This window comes from Microvirga sp. TS319 (assembly GCF_041276405.1).
In the GTDB taxonomy this organism is placed as follows: domain Bacteria; phylum Pseudomonadota; class Alphaproteobacteria; order Rhizobiales; family Beijerinckiaceae; genus Microvirga.
In genome coordinates, this window is the sequence record NZ_JBGGGT010000002.1 from 3,620,055 (window position 1) to 3,636,756 (window position 16,702).

A 16,702-nucleotide genomic window follows, 5' to 3' on the forward strand; every position below is an offset into this window, starting at 1 on the left:
CGAACCTTGCACCGGAGGGGGCGTTTAGGGTAGTCCCTTCCGAGAGAGAATGGAGACTGGAACCGTGGCTCAGGCGAAAAGCACCAACTGGCGCAACCTCATCACCATCACCAGCATCATGGTCCTGGTCGGTGCGGAGGTCTTCGGCGTGGCCATCTCGGCCGGCTGGGCCATCGCGGGCCTGTTCGAGCTCGGCCATATCGTGGGCTATGTGCTGATGGGCCTCTTCAGCCTGCTCGCCGTCTATTTCCTGGTCAATCTCTGGCAGCGCTGCGTCGCGGTCGAACCCCTGGCCGAGTGATCAGGGACGGCCGTCACAGACCCTCATCGCGACGGGGTCGGCCTCCGGCGGCACATAGGCTTCCATCGGGCGGCATTGCCCCTCGATGCAGATCCTCCAATCCGCCGTGGCGCCCGAGCGGCGCATGATCACCTCGCGCTGAGGCGGCACGTCCGGCTTCCAGACCCAGGCGCCATTGACGAGCCGCGCCTCCGGCGGCGGCTCCATTCCGGCGCCTGAGCCCCTGATCCGCGCTTCCACGAGTTCGAGCCCCGCGGGGGTTGCGCGCCAATCCTCCTCCCAGACGATCTTCTCGACCGAATGCGTCCAGGCAAGGGTCATCGCGCCCGCCATCAGGGGCGCGACGACCTTGCCTGCGACGAGGCAGATCATGAACGGGCGACCGCGGCCGCAGGCGTCCGGCGCGCGCGCCAGAAATGGAAGCCAAGCACCAGCGCGGCGAGCATGAAGCCGACCTCATCCGTGACGGGCAACGCCAGCACCAGGAAGGCTGCCGCGATGGCCGCAGCAAGACGCTCCCACCAGGGCATCCTCGCATTGAGATAACCCACGGAAGCCGCGCCCCAGAGCAGGACGGCGACCGCCGTCTTCACGACCATGTAGGCGACGCTGGCCCAGAACGCAGCGCCGGAGAGGCCTTCCACCGGCTGCATCATGAGAGTCGGGTCATAGACCGCCATGTAAGGGATGATGAACCCGGGAAGCGCGATCCGCAGAGCCTGGAAACCGATCTTGAAGCCCGAGGCTTTCGCGATGGGAGCGGCCGCGAAGGCCGCCAGCGCCACCGGCGGCGTCAGGTCCGCCATGATGCCGAAATAGAAGACGAACATGTGCGAGACGATGAGCGGCACGCCGAGCGTCAGCAGGGCGGGCGCGGCCAGCGACGAGGTGATGATGTAGTTCGGGATCGTCGGAATGCCCATCCCGAGGATGAGGCTCACGATCATCGTCAACACCAGCGAGAGGATCAGCGAGTCGCGTCCGATGGACACCACCCAGTTGCCGAAGATCGTGCCGACGCCGGTGAGCGTCATCGTGCCGATCACGATGCCCACCACCGCACAGGCCAGGCCGACAGGCAGAGCCTGTCGGGCGCCGTCCGCCAGCGCATCGCGGCACGCCGCCAGCGTCTCGGGCCCGCCGCGCACGAAGAGGCTCACGAGAACCAGAATGCCGACGAGCAGAAGAACGAGCGTCACGCCGGCCCAGAGGAAGGCCGCAGCGATCAGGCCGAGGCCGATCCAGAACACAAGGCGCACCGTCTCGTTGACGAGCCCCAGCGCAAGCGCGCCCGCGAGGATCAGCACCACCGTGAGCGCAAGGCCGATCGAGCCCGCGAACAGCGGCGTGTAGCCGGAGAAGAGAAGGTAGACGAGCACCGCGAGCGGCAGGATGAGGTGCCATTTCTCCTTGAGCGCCCGGCCGGCGCTCGGCAACTCCGATCTTGCGATCCCGAGCAGGCCGGCCCGGCCGGCCTCGAGATGAACGGCGAGGAATGCGGAGGCGTAGTAGAGAAGGGCCGGAATGATCGCAGCCTTCACGATCTCGACGTAAGGCACGTCGATGGTCTCGGCCATGATGAAGGCCACCGCGCCCATGACCGGGGGCATGATCTGGCCGCCCATGGATGCGGTTGCCTCCACGCCGCCCGCGAATTCGGGCCGATAGCCGAAGCGCTTCATGAGCGGGATGGTGAACTGCCCCGTGGACACCACGTTGGCCACGCCCGAGCCTGAGATCGTGCCCATGAGGGCGGAGGAGAACACGGCCACCTTCGCGGGCCCGCCCCTGGCGCTGCCGAACAGCCCCATCGCCACGTCGGTGAAGAGCTGGATCATGCCGGCGCGTTCGAGGAAGGCGCCGAACAGGATGAAAAGGAAGATGTAGGTCGCCGAGACCAAGGTCGGGGTCGCATAAAGTCCCTCCGTGCCGAAGGACATGTGCTCGATCACCTGTTCAAGCGAGTAACCACGGTGGTCGAAGGGAGCCGGCAGGTAGTTGCCGAGCAGACAATACGCGAGAAAGATGCCGGCCACGATGGGAAGCGCCGGCCCCATGACGCGCCAGACGAGATAGAACAGAATAGCGATGGCCGCGATGCCGACGACGAGGTCGGCCTGCGTGAGCTCTCCGGCGCGCACGACGAGCTGTTCATAAAGCGCCCAGTGATAGACGCCGATGCCAAAGCCGATGAGCCCGACGATCCAGCCGAGAGCCCGCGTGGCCGGGCTGCGCGCCTTGTGGTTTGCCAGCATTGCGCCCGCAACGAGGCAAAGAAAGCCCACGTGCAGGGCGCGCACCACCTGGCTTGGCAGGCTGCCGGGAAACTTGAAGATGAGCGCGTAGGCGACGGCTAGCGCGATGAGCGCCAGCGCCCCGTCGATCACGCTGCGGCCGTTCAGGCGCTGGAAGATGAGCCAGCCAGCCCAGACGACGAAAGCCGCGCCGATGAGATAGAGAGGCGTGATGCTTGCGACGATCGGATGATCGAGAGGGATGCCGAAGGCCGTGACGACCTGAAAGGCCGAGAACGCCACCGCAATCCAGAAAAGGAATTTACCCGGAATGCCCTCGCCGAAATTCTCCGGCAGGCCATGCTCGGGATTGGCAGGCGCGGACGGCTGCTCCAGTGTCGCCACTTCGGACGCATTCATGCCTTGGCTCATTAAAGCCCTCTCTTCGAAAGACTGGTCTTCTTCTCATACGAAAGCCGGGGCAGGTGCGCCGCCCCGGCTCGAATGTAAATCCGTCGAAAGAACTAGGGCGCCTTCTTTACGCCCTTCTCGTCGAAGTAGCGCTGTGCGCCCGGATGAACGGGGACCGGCATGCCCGAGAGAGCGTTTTCGAGCTTGATGTCCTTGGCGGCCGCGTGAGCGGCGGCGAGTTCGGGCAGGCTCTCGTAGATCGCCTTGGTCATCTGGTAGACGGTCTCGTCCTTCACGCCGGAATGGGTGACGAGGTAGTTCACGACGGCCGCCGTCTCCACGGGCGCGGTCTGGCCCTCATAGGTGTTCGCCGGGATCGTGGTCTTGATGTAGGGCGATCCGACCTTGGTCACGATGTCGGCCGGAATCTCCACGACAACGATCGGCACGGAGGTGGCGAGATCGCGGATCGAGGACACGCCGAGACCCGCCGATTGCAGGGTGGCGTCGAGCTGGCGGTTCTTCATGAGTTCGACGGATTCGCCGAAGGGCAGATACTCGACCTTGCCGAGATCCTGGTAGGACAGGCCGGCGCCGTGGAGAATTGCGCGGGCGTTGAGCTCGGTGCCGGATTTCGGAGCGCCGACCGAGAGACGCTTGCCCTTCAGATCCGCCAGCGACTTGATGCCGGAATCCTTGGTGGCGACGATCTGGATATAGTTCGGGTAGATGGCCGTAATGCCGCGCAGCTTGTCGAGCTTGCTCTTGAAGCCCGCCTCCTCGTTGCCCTCCCAGCCCATGGCCAGGCTATCGCCGAGCGTGAAGCCGATCTCGCCCTTGCCCTGCTGCAGGAGCGTGAGATTTTCCACCGAAGCCTTGGTGGCCTGGACGGAGGGCCGCGAACCCGGGACCTTTTCCGTGAAGACCTTCGAGAGAGCCACGCCCATCGGGTAATAAACGCCCGAGGTGCCGCCCGTCAGGATATTGATGAAATCCTGGGCCTGGGCCGGAATGCTCGCTCCGGCGAGAGCCAGGGCGGTGGCCGCGCCCACGAGGCGGCGCATAACGTTTCGATGCATTACGTACTCCCTATCTGCGGCACCTGCCGTAGCGGTGCCTGTGTGCGCGCGTAGTTTGGCTACTGACGAAGTTTTCTCAAGGGGCTAAGAGTGACTTAATCCTGCCACCTTGGTCGGTAGGTGTCCGTCTCTCCACAACCAAATGCGTCGATCCATGCTCAACCGCCGCCAGTTTCTCCAGACCGCCACCGCCACGGCCGCCTTGGCCGCCCAGGGTTTCTCAGGTTCTGCCTTGGCGCAGCAGGGTCTGAAGATGGGAGCTCCGGCTTCCTTTACGTTCGAAGAGTTGAAGAAGCAGGCCGAAGCGATGGCCCGCTCGGCCTATACGGCTCCGCCGAGCCCCTCGCCCGAAATCCTTCACCAGATCGACTACGACGCCCACGGCAAGATCAGGTTCAAGACCGATCTCGCCCTTTGGGCCAACGGCCCCAGCAAGTTCCCGGTCACCTTCTTCCATATGGGCCGCTTCTTCCAGAAGCCCGTGCGCATGCATGTCGTGGAAAACGGCCAGGCCCGCGAGATCATCTACGACACCGCGTATTTCGACATGCCGGCGGATTCGCCGGCCCGCAAGCTCCCGGACAACACGGGCTTCGCCGGCTTCCGGTTCCAGGAGGCCCGCGACGGCAAACTCGACTGGAGGAAGAACGACTGGGTGGCGTTCCTCGGAGCGTCCTATTTCCGCGCCATCGGCGAGCTTTACCAGTACGGCCTCTCGGCGCGCGGCCTCGCCGTCGACGTGGCGGTGCACGACAAGCCCGAGGAATTCCCCGACTTCACCCATATCTATTTCGAGACCCCGCAACCGGGCTCGGACACGGTCACCGTCTATGCCCTCCTGGACGGCCCGAGCGTGGCGGGAGCCTATCGCTTCGTGATGACCCGCGCGGCCGCCGTCGTCATGGATCTCGACACTGCGCTCTTCCTTCGCCAGGATATCGCGCGGATCGGGATCGCGTCCCTCACCTCCATGTACTGGTACTCGGAGAAGGCCAAGACTACGGCCATCGACTGGCGCCCGGAGATTCACGATTCCGACGGACTCGCCATGTGGACCGGTGCCGGCGAGCGCATCTGGCGCCCCCTCAACAACCCGCCGCGCATCATCACCTCGGCCTTCTCGGACGAGAATCCAAGGGGCTTCGGCCTGCTTCAGCGCGACCGGAACTTCGATCACTATCTCGACGGCGTGTACTACGACCGCCGCCCGTCGCTCTGGATCGAGCCTCTGAGCACATGGGGTCAGGGAACCATCCAGCTCGTGGAAATCCCGACCGACGACGAGATCCACGACAATATCGTGGCCATGTGGGTCCCGGCCGAGCCCGCCAAGGCGGGCCAATCCCTGGAATTCCGCTATCGCATGCACTGGGCGGCGGACGAGCCCTACCCGACCCCGCTCGCCCGCGTCGTCGCGACCCGATTCGGCAACGGCGGGCAGGCCGGCACCGTGCGTCCCAAGGGCGTGCGCAAGTTCATGGTGGAGTTCCTCGGCGAGCCCCTGACCAAACTGCCCAGCGGCGTCATTCCGAAACCCGTGCTCACGGCCTCCCGCGGGGAGTTCGCGAACCTCATCACCGAAGCGGTGCCCGACAACGTGCCCGGCCATTGGCGGACCCAGTTCGACCTGACGGTCACCGGCACCGAGCCCGTGGAAATGCGCTGCTACCTGCGCAACGGGGACGAAGTCTTGAGCGAAACCTGGCTCTATCAGTACCATCCTACGTTCTAGAGGATCGGACAGACTCCAAAGAGGGCCAATCCGCCGTTCGCGTCGAATGTCGGGATTGTTCTTCCAAACCACGATGTTAACAGGGGCGTATAAAATACTATACGCCCCTGGAAACGGCGCCCGATCCGGTTTATGTGTGGAGACATGTCGCACGGTCACCACCACAATCATCACCATTCTCACGCGCCCCGGGCCGTCGCCGCGGCTCCGACCTTCTCGTTGCTGCGGCTCTCGATCTGGCAGCGGCTGGTGGGTGCTGCCGCAGCCTTGGCGGTCTTGTGGCTGCTGGTCCTCCAGGTGACCATGTAGGAGCCATGGCCATGCCCTCCACCGCCATCCGCTTCGAGGAAGTGACCCTGGGCTACGGCCGCAGACCCGCCGTGCATCACCTCGACGGGGAGATCCCCTCCGGGAGCCTGATGGCCGTGGTCGGCCCCAACGGGGCAGGCAAATCGACCCTGCTCAAGGGGGTCGTCGGCACTCTGAAGCCGCTCGAGGGCCAGATCCGCCTCGGCGGCTCCTCCGCCGGGATCGCCTATCTGCCGCAGGCGGCCGAGATCGACCGCTCCTTCCCGCTCTCCGTCTACGATCTGGTGGCCATGGGGCTATGGTCCCGGTCGGGGCTCTTCGGAGGCGTTTCGGCCAAGGACCGCACGGCCATCGAGGCCGCGCTGGCGTCCGTAGGCCTCATCGGCTTCGAGCGCCGCCCCATCTCGACCCTCTCCGGCGGCCAGATGCAGCGCGCCCTCTTCGCACGCCTGCTTCTGCAGGATGCGCCGGTGATCCTGCTCGACGAGCCGTTTACCGCCATCGACGCCAAGACCACGGCCGATCTGCTCGATCTCGTGCGCCGCTGGCACGACGAAGCGCGCACCGTGGTTGCGGTGCTGCACGATCTCGACATGGTCCGGCGCGTCTTTCCGAAAACGCTGCTCATCGCCCGCGAGCCCGTCGCGTGGGGGGAGACCCCCGACGTGCTGAGCGCGGACAATCTCCTCAAGGCCCGCCGCATGGTCGAGGCATACGATCCGCATGCGGATATATGCCAGCGCGGCGCAGCATAGAGAACCCAGCCGTGCTCACCTTCGCTTTCACTCCCTTTTCCGAATTCGAGTTCATGCAGCGCGCGCTCGTTGGCGTGATCGCCATCGCGCTCGGCGGCGGCCCGATCGGCGTGTTCCTGATGCTGCGCCGCATGAGCCTGACGGGCGATGCCATGGCGCATGCCATCCTGCCCGGCGCGGCGGTCGGCTATCTTCTCGCCGGCCTGTCACTCCCCGCCATGACCATCGGCGGATTGGCGGCAGGCGTCATCGTCGCCGTGGCGGCGGGCCTCGTCTCGCGCCTGACGTCGCTGAAGGAGGACGCCTCCCTCGCAGCCTTCTATCTGCTGTCGCTGGCGCTCGGCGTCACCATCGTGTCGCTCAGGGGATCGAACGTCGATCTCCTTCACGTGCTCTTCGGCACGGTGCTGGCGCTCGACGACAACACCCTGCTGCTGCTGGCCTCCATCTCGACCCTGACGGTGCTGGCTCTCGCCGTGCTGTATCGCCCGCTTGTGCTCGAATGCGTGGACCCGGTCTTCCTGCGCTCGGTCAGCCGCGCCGGAACGCCCACGCATCTCATCTTTCTCGGTCTCGTGGTGATGAACCTCGTCGGCGGCTTTCACGCGCTCGGCACCCTGCTTGCCGTCGGCATGATGATGCTGCCTGCCGCGGCCGCCCGCTTCTGGACCAACGACATCACCCTGATGATGATCGTGTCCATCCTGGTCGGCATCGCATCGGGGATCGCAGGTCTTCTGCTCTCCTTCCATGCGGAGCTGCCTGCGGGACCTGCGATCATTCTCTCGGCCGGCGCCATCTACGTGGCCTCCCTGCTCCTGGGGCGGGAGGGCGGCGTGCTCTGGCTCGCCTGGCCGGGCAAGCACCTGGAAGCCTGAAACCTCCTGAACCCGACGGAAGGATATCGTCATGCCGACGAGAAGAACCGCCCTGTCCCTGCTCGCGGGATCGCTCGCCTGGTTGGGCTGCGCCTCCCTGCCCGCCGTCGCGCAGCCAGCCCAGCCTCTCAAGGTCGTGGCGACCTTCTCGATCCTCGGCGATCTCGTGCGCAATGTGGGGGGCGCGAGGGTCGACGTGACGACCTTCGTGGGCCCGAACGGAGACGCCCATGTCTACTCGCCCACGCCCGCCGACGGACGGCGCCTGACGGAGGCCCGGATCGTCTTCACGAACGGCCTCAAATTCGAGGGCTGGATCGACCGCCTCGTCAAGTCCTCCGGCACGAAGGCCGCGCGGGTCGAAGCATCGAAGGGCGCGAAGCTCCTGGAGGGAGAGGACGATCACGGCCACGATCATGGCCACGACAGCGACCATGGTCATGGCCATGGCGTCGATCCCCATGCCTGGCAGAATATCGGCAACGCGAAGGTCTACGTGGCCAATATCCGCGACGCCCTGATCGCGGCGGACCCTGACGGCAAGTCCGATTACGAGACCAATGCCGCGGCCTATCTGGCCAGGCTCGACGCCCTGGAGACGCAGGTGAAGGAGCTGGTCGCGCAAATCCCGGCCGAACGGCGCAAGATCATCACGTCTCACGACGCCTTCCGCTATTTCGGAGATGCCTATGGGATCGTCTTCGTCGCTCCGCAGGGCGTATCGACGGACGCGGAAGCCTCCGCAAAGGACGTGGCCCGGATCATCCAGCAGATCAAGCGCGAGACAATTTCCGCCATCTTCGTGGAGAACGTCTCCGACGCCCGCCTGATGGAAAGGATCGCCGCGGAAACCGGGGCGAAGATCGGCGAGCGGGTCTATTCCGACGCCCTTTCCGAGCCAAGCGGTCCCGCCGGCACTTACATTGACATGATGAGACACAATATAAGAGCCTTCAGCGCGGCCCTGTCGAGCTGAACCCCGCTGCCCCTGCCCGTTCAGAGACAGCCCTCCATTGAGCTTCCTGGAACCATCCGATGACCGACAAGATCCCCGTTACCGTCCTCACAGGCTATCTCGGCGCCGGTAAGACCACCCTCCTCAACCGCATCCTCACCGAGCCCCACGGCAAGAAATATGCCGTTATCGTCAATGAGTTCGGTGAGATCGGCATCGACAATGAGCTCGTCGTCGGCGCCGACGAAGAAGTGTTCGAAATGAACAACGGATGCATCTGCTGCACCGTGCGCGGAGACCTGATCCGCATTCTCGACGGCCTGATGAAGCGAAAGGGCAAGTTCGACGCCATCATCGTCGAGACCACCGGCCTCGCCGACCCGGCCCCCGTCGCCCAGACCTTCTTCATGGATCAGGACGTGTCCGATGCGGCCCGTCTCGACGCAGTGGTGACGGTGGCCGACGCCAAGTGGTTGTCCGACCGCCTGAAGGACGCGCCCGAGGCCAAGAACCAGATCGCCTTCGCCGACGTGATCATCCTCAACAAGATCGATCTCGTGACGCCTGAGCAGCTCGACGAGGTCGAGGCGCGCATCCGCGCCATCAATCCCTACGCCAAGGTCCACCGCACGCAGAACTGCGCCCTTCCGATCTCGGACGTGCTCGACCGCAAGGCCTTCGATCTCGACCGCATCATCGAGATCGAGCCCGACTTCCTGGAGGAGGGCCACCATCATCATCACGACGAAGAGATGCAGTCCGTCTCCGCGTCGATCGACGGCGAGGTGAACCCCGAGAAGTTCATGCCCTGGATCTCGAACCTGACCCAGGTCGAGGGCCCGAACATTCTGCGCTGCAAGGGGATCGTGGCCTTTCCGGACGAGCCGAAGCGCTTCGTCTTTCAGGGCGTGCACATGATCCTCGACGGCGACGTGCAGGGCGAGTGGAAGCCCGGCCAGAAGCGCACCTCCAAGGTGGTCTTCATCGGACGGGACTTGAACGAAAAGGCGATTCGCGAGGGATTCCTGGCCTGCGCGGCCTAGAGCATCGGACCCAAAGGTGGATTTGCACTTTTGGGATTGAATCCGATGCTCCCTCCTAGAGGAGCGCATCGTTCGAGCGGCTCCGAAGGGCCGCACGATGCGCTAAGGCCTCCGTCCGGGAGCAGGACTCCTGCTCCCGACAAACGGCAGCTCCTCAGGAGGCAAAGCCGGCCTTCACCAGACAATCATGGACATAGGCCCTGCGGGTCGCCTTCACCTGCTGCTGCCATTCGGTGGAAACGTTTCTGCCCTGCCGGTAGATGAGCCTGGCATCCCTCTCGCAGGCGGCCTTGTGCGTGGCCCGCTGATTTACGGCGACGCCTTCTTGAGACGGGAACCCGCTCATGGTCTGTGCGGAAGCCCCCATCGAACCGAGCGCCGTCATGACGAAAGCAATGATGCCCGAGATCCTCATGCCGCAGCTCCCAAATATCAAAATCCCCAAAAGACCTATGATGGGATCGCCCTGGCATCGCGGCCATGGCCCAGAAGGCTTAACCCCGATGTCCGATGGAAGCCCGACCGCCGATGATCTCGGCCTGAACCTCGCCTTGCCTGTCCACCCCGCAAGCATGCTATGGGAAACCCACCTGAAGGGGATCGCCTGATGAGTAATGGTACTGCTCCGTCCTTGACACAAAGCGTCGCGACCGTGGCGGCGGACGCCCACGTCACCGCCCTCGGCTGGCTCAAGGGCACTGCCGCCTTCGGCCTCGGAGACGGCGGCGTCCTGCTGGTCAAGGATGGCGAGACCCACCGCGTGGCCGCCCATCCCGACGCGGGCGTCCTCGTCGGCGCAAGCGACGGCGAGCGATTCGTGACCGGCGGGGACGATGGCCGCGTGGCCGTCACCGGACCCGACGGTGCCACCGCGACTTTGGCGGAGGCCAAGGGGGCCTGGATCGACTCGCTGGCCCTCAACGCCAATGGTGCCTTCGCCTATGCGGTGGGCAAGCGCGTGTTCGTCCGCGACGAGAAAGGCCGCGAGAAGACGCTGGAGGTCCCCTCCACCGCGCGAGGCCTGGCCTTCGCGCCCAAGGGCTATCGCCTCGCGATCGCGCATTACAACGGCGCGACCCTGTGGTTCCCGAATGTGGAGGCGAAGCCCGAGCCGCTCGACTGGAAGGGCTCGCATCTCGACGTGACCTGGTCGCCCGATGCCCGGTTCGTGGTGACCTCGATGCAGGAGAATGCGCTCCACGGCTGGCGTCTCATTCCCGATAAGGGCCACATGCGCATGAGCGGCTATCCGTCGAAGACCCGCTCGCTCTCCTGGTCGCATGACGGCAAGTGGCTCGCCACCTCGGGTGCTGAAGCCGCCATCGTCTGGCCTTTCGAATCCAAGGAAGGCCCCATGGGCAAGGCGCCCCGCGAATGCGGCGTGCGGCCCGCGAAAGTCAGCCGCGTGGCGTTCCATCCCAATTCCCTTGTGCTGGCCGTGGGCTACGAGGACGGCTGTATCCTGCTCATTCGCCTGAACGATGCCTCCGAGCTTCTCGTGCGCGCCGCGGTGCAGGGCAGCGGAGTCACGGCCATGGCCTGGGACAAGGCCGGCCGGCGCCTCGCCTTCGGCTGCGAGGACGGTCAGGGCGGTATCATGACCCTGCCATGAGATCGCCCGTGGCGCTGTTCGGGGCATTCCTGAGAGGCACCTTCGGCCTTCCGAAAACCGACCGGGAGGCGATCGAGCGCGTGAAGGAGATAGCCCGCACGGTCCTTCGGGCCTCTCCCGAAACGGCCTTCGCCGTCAACGAGATCGCCTGCACCGACCCGGGCTGCCCCGGGATCGAGACGGTGATCCTGGTAATGGAACCAGGACAGAAGACCCGGGCCGTGAAGGTGCAAAAACCCCTCGATGAAGTGACGGAACAAGATATCCTCGCGGCGATTTGATCCTCCGGGAGGTCACGCTTGTCACGGATCGTTCGCATCATCGCCTTCGGCCTCGGGATCCTCGGAGGTGTCACGGCTTCGCAGCTGCCGGAATATTCCCAGCAGTACCGCCAGCGCCTCGGCGGCGCGATCGACGAACTCAACCGGGTGATTGCGCAATTCGATGCCGGGGCGGCCGCGAACGGCGAAACCCAGGAAAGCGCCATCGCGCGGCTGCGCTCCAATCCGGACGATTTCGTGAGCCGCCAGGGCGTCGCGATGGAAGGCAACGTGGATCGCCTCCGCCGACTGCAAGGCCATCGCGAAGTCATGATGCAGGCGGGGCCCTTCGCGCGCATTGCATTCATGGTGCGCGACGGCGACCGGGACGTGATGGAGGCCGCCTATCGCGACTTCGAGCCCGCCATGCCGGTGACGGAAGAAGGCCTTCTCGCCACGGCGGCTGGCTTCATCGCCGTCTGGGGCAGCCTTCTGCTGCTGGCGGGTTTCGTGCGCAGCCTGCGGCGGCGCTCCCGTGCGCGATCCACCGCCCGGGCCTAAAGGAGAGGACGTGGGTTCGAACCCACATCCGATGCTGTCAGTCTATGGTCTCGAACATCTCTTCACGCAAAACCGGTTCCCACTTCCCGCGTTCGATGCGATCCTCTGGGAGGGAGCATCGGGTTCAACCCCCAAGAGGGCAAATCGACTTTAGGGTCCGAGGCTCTAGAGCAAATTGCATTCTAACGGGATCAGAATGCTTGCTCTTTCTCTTTGGCGAAGCATCGTTTTTCGCGAAGAACCGGTTCCCACTTCTTCGCACGATGCTCTAGAGCCTTTTCCATGAACTTCGGTTCACGGAAAAGGCATTTGTTGTTTGAGAAAGACGCCTTTTCTTCGCAAAACCGGCATCCACTTTTGCGGAAAAGGCTCTAGGCTCCGCGTTCCGGCTTGCCTGCCAGCACCACGTAGAACCCCAATCCATCATTGGCCGGCAGGGTCTGCAGACGTTCGATCCAGCCGCGTTTCTTGGCCTCCAGCAGGACCTTGCCGATGGGCTGGAACAGCGTTTCTCCACCACCCTCTGGCGGCGGGTCGAGGCGCACGGCGACGGACTTCGCCTGTGCGAAGCGGCTGCGCTCCAGCATGTCCCGGAGCGAGGCGGAGGCCTTCTCACGGGATGCGCCGCGCAGATCGAGAACGGCCTCGGCATCGACGATGCCCAGGCCCCCGCGCAGCTTGTTGGCGTAGAATTCCTCGAAATGAGGCATGGCGATCTCTCCACCCTGCGTCATGGCCGGCACGAATCCGGCCATGACGCCTATGGCTTAGCGCATCGTGCGGAAAAGAGGACCCGGTTTCCCGCAAGAACGATGCGCTCCTCTAGAAGGGAGCATCGGATTCAATCCCAAAAGTGCAAATCCACTTTTGGGTCCGATGCTCTAGAAGGGAGCATCGGATGGAATCCCAAAAGTGCAAATCCACTTTTGGGTCCGATGTTCTAGCGCACCAGAATGTTCCGGAACTGCCATGGATCCGAGGTGTCGATGTCCTCGGGGAAGAAGCCGGGACGATCGTCCAGAGGCGTCCAGTCCGTGTAGTAGCCTTTCACAGGCCCGAGATACGGCATCTGCACCTCGAGGCAACGGCGGAAATCGATGTCGTCGGCTTCCACGATGCCCGCATTCGGGTTCTCGAGCGCCCATACCATGCCGGCGAGGACCGCGGAGGTCACCTGGAGGCCGGTCGCGTTCTGGTAGGGCGCGAGCTTGCGGGTCTCCTCGATGGAGAGCTGCGAACCGAACCAATAGGCGTTCTTGGCATGGCCGTAGAGCAGCACGCCGAGTTCGTCGATGCCGTCGACGATCTCGTCCTCGGTGAGGATGTGCTGCTTCCCCTGGAACTTGCCGGCATTGCCGAACATCTCGTGCATCGACAGCACGGCGTCGTTCGCTGGATGATAGGCGTAGTGGCAGGTCGGACGATAGGCGACCTTGTCGCCTTCGCGCACCGTGAAGTAGTCCGCGATCGAGATCGCCTCGTTGTGCGTGACCAGGAAGCCGTATTGCGGACCGGGCGTGGGGCACCAGGTGCGCACGCGCGTATTCGCGCCCGGCTGAAGCAGGTAGATCCCGGCGCCGCAGCCCTTGTCGTGCGTGCACGCGTTCTCGGGCATCCACGTCTCGTGAGTGCCCCATCCGAGTTCCGCGGGTTGCAGGCCCTCGGACACGAAACCTTCCACCGACCAGGTGTTCACGAACACGCCCATGGGCTTCGGCTTGTCCGCGCGCTGGGTGTCACGCTCGGCGATGTGGATGCCCTTCACGCCCACGCGCTGCATCAGGCCGGCCCATTCCTCGCGGGTCTTCGGCACCTCGACATCGAGGCCGATATCCTTGGCGACGTTGAGCAGCGCCTGCTTCACCAACCAGGAGACCATGCCGGGATTGGCGCCGCAGCAGTTCACTGCCGTCGGGCCGCCGGGCGCCTGACGGCGCGCGTCGAGAATGTTCTCGCGCAGCATGTAGTTGGTGCGCTTCGCGGGATCTGCGCTCTTGTCGAAGTAGAAGCCCGCCCAGGGCTCGGCCACGGTGTCGACGTAAAGAGCGCCGAGCTCACGGCAGAGTTCCAGGATCGCACGGGAGGAGGTGTCGACCGAAACGTTGACGCAGAAGCCCTGCCCGCCGCCTTCCGTCAGAAGAGGCGTCAGGATCTCGCGATAGTTCTCGGGGGTGAGGGCCTTGTTGACGAGTGTGATGCCGCGCACGTCGAGCATGCTGCGGTCGGTGTCGACCGGGTCGATGACCGTGAAGCGGTTCTTGTCGAACTCGAAATGCCGCTCGATCAGGGGCAGCATGCCTTTTCCGATCGAGCCGAAGCCGATCATGACGATCGGACCGGTGATGCGGCCATGAACGGGCCAAGTGGTCATCGATAATTCTCCTTGCAAAAGCGTGAGATGGAAGAGGTTTGTCTCCGGGTAGAGCGATTCCGGGCGCATCTAGGATTGAGGGGCCCCCTGGGTCAATGCCTTGGCGGCGCTATCTGCTCCGGATCGTGATTTCCCTGCGGATCGAGGGTGCAAGGAGCGGCAGGAAACGCTCCCATCGCAGTTTCGGGCCTCGACATCGGCGAACAAGGCCTCATGATCAGGAATCGCCATTCTCCATTCCCGGCTCCAGCCCGATGACATTTCACGAACTCCTCATGCGCCACGGGCGCGTGATCGGCCTCGGCTTCGCCCTGACCTTTCTGTCCTCCTTCGGTCAGACCTTCTTCATCTCCCTCTCCGGGCCCGATATCCGTGAGACCTTCGGACTCACGAACGGTGCCTTCGGGCTGATCTATTCCGCCGCGACCCTCTGTTCGGGCCTGCTGATGATCTGGGCCGGCGCCGTGATCGACCGCATCGACATACGGCTCTATGCCACGATCGCCCTTGTCGGCCTGGCGGCCGCCGCACTCGGGCTTTCGCTGGCTTCCGACGCCGTGATGCTGGGCCTGAGCCTTTTCGCCTTGCGCCTGTTCGGCCAGGGCATGTCGAGCCATGCGGGCGTGATGAGCACGGCCCGGCTTTCGGCGGGCATTCGCGGCCGGGCGACGAGCGTGGCCGCGCTCGGCTTCCCGGCGGGCGAAGCCCTTCTGCCCACGATCGTCATCGCCGGGATCGCGATCCTCGGCTGGACCGGCATGTGGCGCATCGCGGCGCTCGCCATCGCCTTCTGCCTCGGCCTCGGCTGGGCCTTGAGCGCTTTCCTTGCCCGGCAGGGGCCCGAATCGGACGAGCCTGCTCACACGAGCGGCCTGACGGAAGCGGGGCCGCGCTGGATCGATATACTCCGCGACCGGCGGTTCCTCGCCCTCGTTCCGACCATGATCGGCTATCCGGCCATCGTCACGGCCTATTTTTTCCATCAGCGGCTCATCGCCGAGATCGAAGGCTGGCCCCTGGAATTGCTGGCGAGCAGCATCACCGTCTATGCGCTCGTCTCCGTCACCGTGGCGATGCTGACGGGGAGCCTTGTCGATCGCTTCGGGGCGATACGCCTGAGCCATTTCTATCTTCTGGGTCTCATTCTCGCATCCGTGGCCCTGGCGCTTCTCAGCGGCCCCGCCCTGGCGCCGATCTTCTTTGCCCTGATCGGCCTCTCGGCAGGCGCGACCAACGTCATCATCGCGGCGGTCCTGGCCGAGCTCTTCGGCACGAAGCATCTGGGAAAGATCCGTGCGCTGGCCGGCGCGCTCATGGTGCTCGCCTCCGCGGCAACGCCCGGCTTCATCGGCCTGCTGTTCGACTCCGGCGTCGGCCTCGCGTCGATTGCCTTAGGGTTTGCCGCTTATCTGCTGGTCGCGGCGGGCGTCACCTTCGCGCTTCCCGATTCGAGGGCCGCTTAGAGCATCGGACGTGAAAAGTGGGAACCGGTTTTGCGTGAAAAGATGCTCAAACCAAAGTGTTGCAGCATCGGACATGGATTCGATTTCACGTCCGATGCTCCGGACCGCCCTCGGATCAGGCTCGACGGTTCAGGCCGCAGGGCGCAAACCCGGCAGCCGTCCCTGCGCGGCGGCCGCGACGAGCGCCGGGAGATCGGGCTTGTCCTGGAGGGCGCCCGTCGCGGATACGAGGCCGCGTGCGCCGTCGAGGTAGCCGGCTTCCAGCTCCAGCGCGAGGAAGCGGTTGCGCTCGTAAGGTCCCGGCAACCAGAGGGATCCTGTTTTCTCCCGCGAGAAGCCGAAGCGCTCGTAATACGGCGCATCGCCGACCAGCAGCACCGCCTTGTGGCCGAGAGCGGCAGAGCGGCCCAACGCCTCGCGCATGAGCTTGCCGCCAAGGCCGAGGCTCTGGAGCGCGGGATCGATCGCGATCGGCCCGAGCATGAGCGCGGGCCGGTTCGGACCTGCCGAGACGTGCCACAGACGCACGGTGCCGACGAGTTCGCCGTCTCGCTCGACGGTCAGCGAGAGACCATCGGCGGCCATTCGCCCCTCGCGCAGGCGCTCGCAGGTCTTCTGGAACCGCGCAGGACCGAAGCAGGCATCGAGCAGCGCTTCCCGCGCTTGCGCATCGTGAAAGGATTCTTCGCGAATCGTGATCATGGCCGTGGCCTCCCAGACATGGGGTGAGCGACAGCC

The 16,702-nt window shown here is 64.6% G+C and carries 18 protein-coding genes; 11 read left to right on the forward strand and 7 right to left on the reverse strand.

What is annotated here, in order from left to right:
• Positions 1-64 precede the first annotated feature (64 nt).
• Complete coding sequence (locus tag AB8841_RS26510; RefSeq protein WP_370438730.1) at positions 65-301, forward strand: hypothetical protein; 237 nt, start codon at positions 65-67, stop codon at positions 299-301.
• Here AB8841_RS26510 and AB8841_RS26515 read toward each other — a convergent pair whose 3' ends face one another.
• The 3 genes from AB8841_RS26515 to AB8841_RS26525 form a co-directional block, all read right to left on the reverse strand.
• Entirely contained in the window at positions 302-673 is a 372-nt protein-coding gene (locus tag AB8841_RS26515) for a DUF1850 domain-containing protein (RefSeq protein ID WP_370438731.1), read from the reverse strand.
• Entirely contained in the window at positions 670-2,955 is a 2,286-nt protein-coding gene (locus AB8841_RS26520) for a TRAP transporter permease (RefSeq protein WP_370438732.1), read from the reverse strand. Before AB8841_RS26520 ends, AB8841_RS26515 begins: the two co-directional genes overlap by 4 nt.
• 104 nt (positions 2,956-3,059) lie before the next feature.
• Complete coding sequence (locus AB8841_RS26525) at positions 3,060-4,025, reverse strand: TAXI family TRAP transporter solute-binding subunit (protein WP_370438733.1); 966 nt, start codon at positions 4,023-4,025, stop codon at positions 3,060-3,062.
• 154 nt (positions 4,026-4,179) lie between these two features.
• On the opposite strand from AB8841_RS26525, the gene AB8841_RS26530 reads away from it, so the two are divergent.
• The 6 genes from AB8841_RS26530 to AB8841_RS26555 all read left to right on the forward strand — a co-directional run bounded on the left by AB8841_RS26530 (position 4,180) and on the right by AB8841_RS26555 (position 9,697).
• Positions 4,180-5,757: a glucan biosynthesis protein gene (locus AB8841_RS26530; RefSeq protein ID WP_370438734.1), complete on the forward strand. Its 1,578-nt coding sequence runs from the start codon at positions 4,180-4,182 to the stop codon at positions 5,755-5,757.
• A gap of 144 nt (positions 5,758-5,901) precedes the next feature.
• A complete protein-coding gene (locus tag AB8841_RS26535; protein ID WP_370438735.1) occupies positions 5,902-6,066 on the forward strand; it encodes a hypothetical protein in 165 nt (54 codons plus the stop codon).
• A 5-nt stretch (positions 6,067-6,071) separates the two neighbouring features.
• Entirely contained in the window at positions 6,072-6,821 is a 750-nt protein-coding gene (gene aztA, locus AB8841_RS26540) for a zinc ABC transporter ATP-binding protein AztA (protein WP_370438736.1), read from the forward strand.
• The gene (locus tag AB8841_RS26545; protein ID WP_370438737.1) at positions 6,800-7,699 is read left to right on the forward strand and encodes a metal ABC transporter permease; all 900 of its coding nucleotides are present in this window, start codon (positions 6,800-6,802) and stop codon (positions 7,697-7,699) included. Before aztA ends, AB8841_RS26545 begins: the two co-directional genes overlap by 22 nt.
• 31 nt (positions 7,700-7,730) lie before the next feature.
• A complete protein-coding gene (locus AB8841_RS26550) occupies positions 7,731-8,675 on the forward strand; it encodes a metal ABC transporter substrate-binding protein (RefSeq protein ID WP_370438738.1) in 945 nt (314 codons plus the stop codon).
• A gap of 59 nt (positions 8,676-8,734) precedes the next feature.
• On the forward strand, positions 8,735-9,697 hold the full coding sequence (locus AB8841_RS26555) for a GTP-binding protein (protein ID WP_370438739.1): 963 nt from the start codon (positions 8,735-8,737) through the stop codon (positions 9,695-9,697).
• A 154-nt stretch (positions 9,698-9,851) separates the two neighbouring features.
• Here AB8841_RS26555 and AB8841_RS26560 read toward each other — a convergent pair whose 3' ends face one another.
• Entirely contained in the window at positions 9,852-10,112 is a 261-nt protein-coding gene (locus tag AB8841_RS26560; RefSeq protein WP_370438740.1) for a hypothetical protein, read from the reverse strand.
• Between the two features lie 192 nt (positions 10,113-10,304).
• Here AB8841_RS26560 and AB8841_RS26565 point away from each other — a divergent pair, with 192 nt between their 5' ends.
• From AB8841_RS26565 to AB8841_RS26575, 3 genes are read left to right on the forward strand one after another with little or no spacing between them, the layout of a single operon-like run.
• Positions 10,305-11,309: a WD40 repeat domain-containing protein gene (locus AB8841_RS26565; protein WP_370438741.1), complete on the forward strand. Its 1,005-nt coding sequence runs from the start codon at positions 10,305-10,307 to the stop codon at positions 11,307-11,309.
• Entirely contained in the window at positions 11,306-11,590 is a 285-nt protein-coding gene (locus AB8841_RS26570; RefSeq protein ID WP_370438742.1) for a hypothetical protein, read from the forward strand. Before AB8841_RS26565 ends, AB8841_RS26570 begins: the two co-directional genes overlap by 4 nt.
• An 18-nt stretch (positions 11,591-11,608) precedes the next feature.
• Positions 11,609-12,130, forward strand: a complete 522-nt coding sequence (locus AB8841_RS26575; RefSeq protein WP_370438743.1) for a DUF2937 family protein — start codon at positions 11,609-11,611, stop codon at positions 12,128-12,130.
• A gap of 371 nt (positions 12,131-12,501) precedes the next feature.
• Here AB8841_RS26575 and AB8841_RS26580 read toward each other — a convergent pair whose 3' ends face one another.
• Together AB8841_RS26580 and AB8841_RS26585 are read right to left on the reverse strand one after the other, a co-directional pair.
• Entirely contained in the window at positions 12,502-12,840 is a 339-nt protein-coding gene (locus AB8841_RS26580) for a hypothetical protein (protein ID WP_370439380.1), read from the reverse strand.
• A 230-nt stretch (positions 12,841-13,070) separates the two neighbouring features.
• Positions 13,071-14,501, reverse strand: a complete 1,431-nt coding sequence (locus tag AB8841_RS26585; protein ID WP_370438744.1) for a homospermidine synthase — start codon at positions 14,499-14,501, stop codon at positions 13,071-13,073.
• A gap of 254 nt (positions 14,502-14,755) precedes the next feature.
• Here AB8841_RS26585 and AB8841_RS26590 point away from each other — a divergent pair, with 254 nt between their 5' ends.
• Complete coding sequence (locus tag AB8841_RS26590) at positions 14,756-15,964, forward strand: nitrate/nitrite transporter (RefSeq protein ID WP_370438745.1); 1,209 nt, start codon at positions 14,756-14,758, stop codon at positions 15,962-15,964.
• A gap of 129 nt (positions 15,965-16,093) precedes the next feature.
• Here AB8841_RS26590 and AB8841_RS26595 read toward each other — a convergent pair whose 3' ends face one another.
• Positions 16,094-16,666, reverse strand: a complete 573-nt coding sequence (locus AB8841_RS26595) for a GNAT family N-acetyltransferase (RefSeq protein ID WP_370438746.1) — start codon at positions 16,664-16,666, stop codon at positions 16,094-16,096.
• Positions 16,667-16,702: the final 36 nt, after the last annotated feature.

What these genes read in the sequence shown, in the direction of transcription:
- AB8841_RS26560 (WP_370438740.1), bottom strand. Translation starts at nt 10,112, where the DNA reads ATGAGGATCTCGGGCATCATTGCTTTCGTCATGACGGCGCTCGGTTCG.
- AB8841_RS26520 (WP_370438732.1), bottom strand. Translation starts at nt 2,955, where the DNA reads ATGAATGCGTCCGAAGTGGCGACACTGGAGCAGCCGTCCGCGCCTGCC.
- AB8841_RS26515 (WP_370438731.1), bottom strand. Translation starts at nt 673, where the DNA reads ATGATCTGCCTCGTCGCAGGCAAGGTCGTCGCGCCCCTGATGGCGGGC.
- AB8841_RS26580 (WP_370439380.1), bottom strand. Translation starts at nt 12,840, where the DNA reads ATGCCTCATTTCGAGGAATTCTACGCCAACAAGCTGCGCGGGGGCCTG.
- AB8841_RS26595 (WP_370438746.1), bottom strand. Translation starts at nt 16,666, where the DNA reads ATGATCACGATTCGCGAAGAATCCTTTCACGATGCGCAAGCGCGGGAA.
- AB8841_RS26565 (WP_370438741.1), top strand. Translation starts at nt 10,305, where the DNA reads ATGAGTAATGGTACTGCTCCGTCCTTGACACAAAGCGTCGCGACCGTG.
- AB8841_RS26545 (WP_370438737.1), top strand. Translation starts at nt 6,800, where the DNA reads ATGCCAGCGCGGCGCAGCATAGAGAACCCAGCCGTGCTCACCTTCGCT.
- AB8841_RS26550 (WP_370438738.1), top strand. Translation starts at nt 7,731, where the DNA reads ATGCCGACGAGAAGAACCGCCCTGTCCCTGCTCGCGGGATCGCTCGCC.
- AB8841_RS26535 (WP_370438735.1), top strand. Translation starts at nt 5,902, where the DNA reads ATGTCGCACGGTCACCACCACAATCATCACCATTCTCACGCGCCCCGG.
- AB8841_RS26590 (WP_370438745.1), top strand. Translation starts at nt 14,756, where the DNA reads ATGACATTTCACGAACTCCTCATGCGCCACGGGCGCGTGATCGGCCTC.
- AB8841_RS26555 (WP_370438739.1), top strand. Translation starts at nt 8,735, where the DNA reads ATGACCGACAAGATCCCCGTTACCGTCCTCACAGGCTATCTCGGCGCC.
- AB8841_RS26585 (WP_370438744.1), bottom strand. Translation starts at nt 14,501, where the DNA reads ATGACCACTTGGCCCGTTCATGGCCGCATCACCGGTCCGATCGTCATG.
- AB8841_RS26570 (WP_370438742.1), top strand. Translation starts at nt 11,306, where the DNA reads ATGAGATCGCCCGTGGCGCTGTTCGGGGCATTCCTGAGAGGCACCTTC.
- AB8841_RS26530 (WP_370438734.1), top strand. Translation starts at nt 4,180, where the DNA reads ATGCTCAACCGCCGCCAGTTTCTCCAGACCGCCACCGCCACGGCCGCC.
- AB8841_RS26525 (WP_370438733.1), bottom strand. Translation starts at nt 4,025, where the DNA reads ATGCATCGAAACGTTATGCGCCGCCTCGTGGGCGCGGCCACCGCCCTG.
- aztA (WP_370438736.1), top strand. Translation starts at nt 6,072, where the DNA reads ATGGCCATGCCCTCCACCGCCATCCGCTTCGAGGAAGTGACCCTGGGC.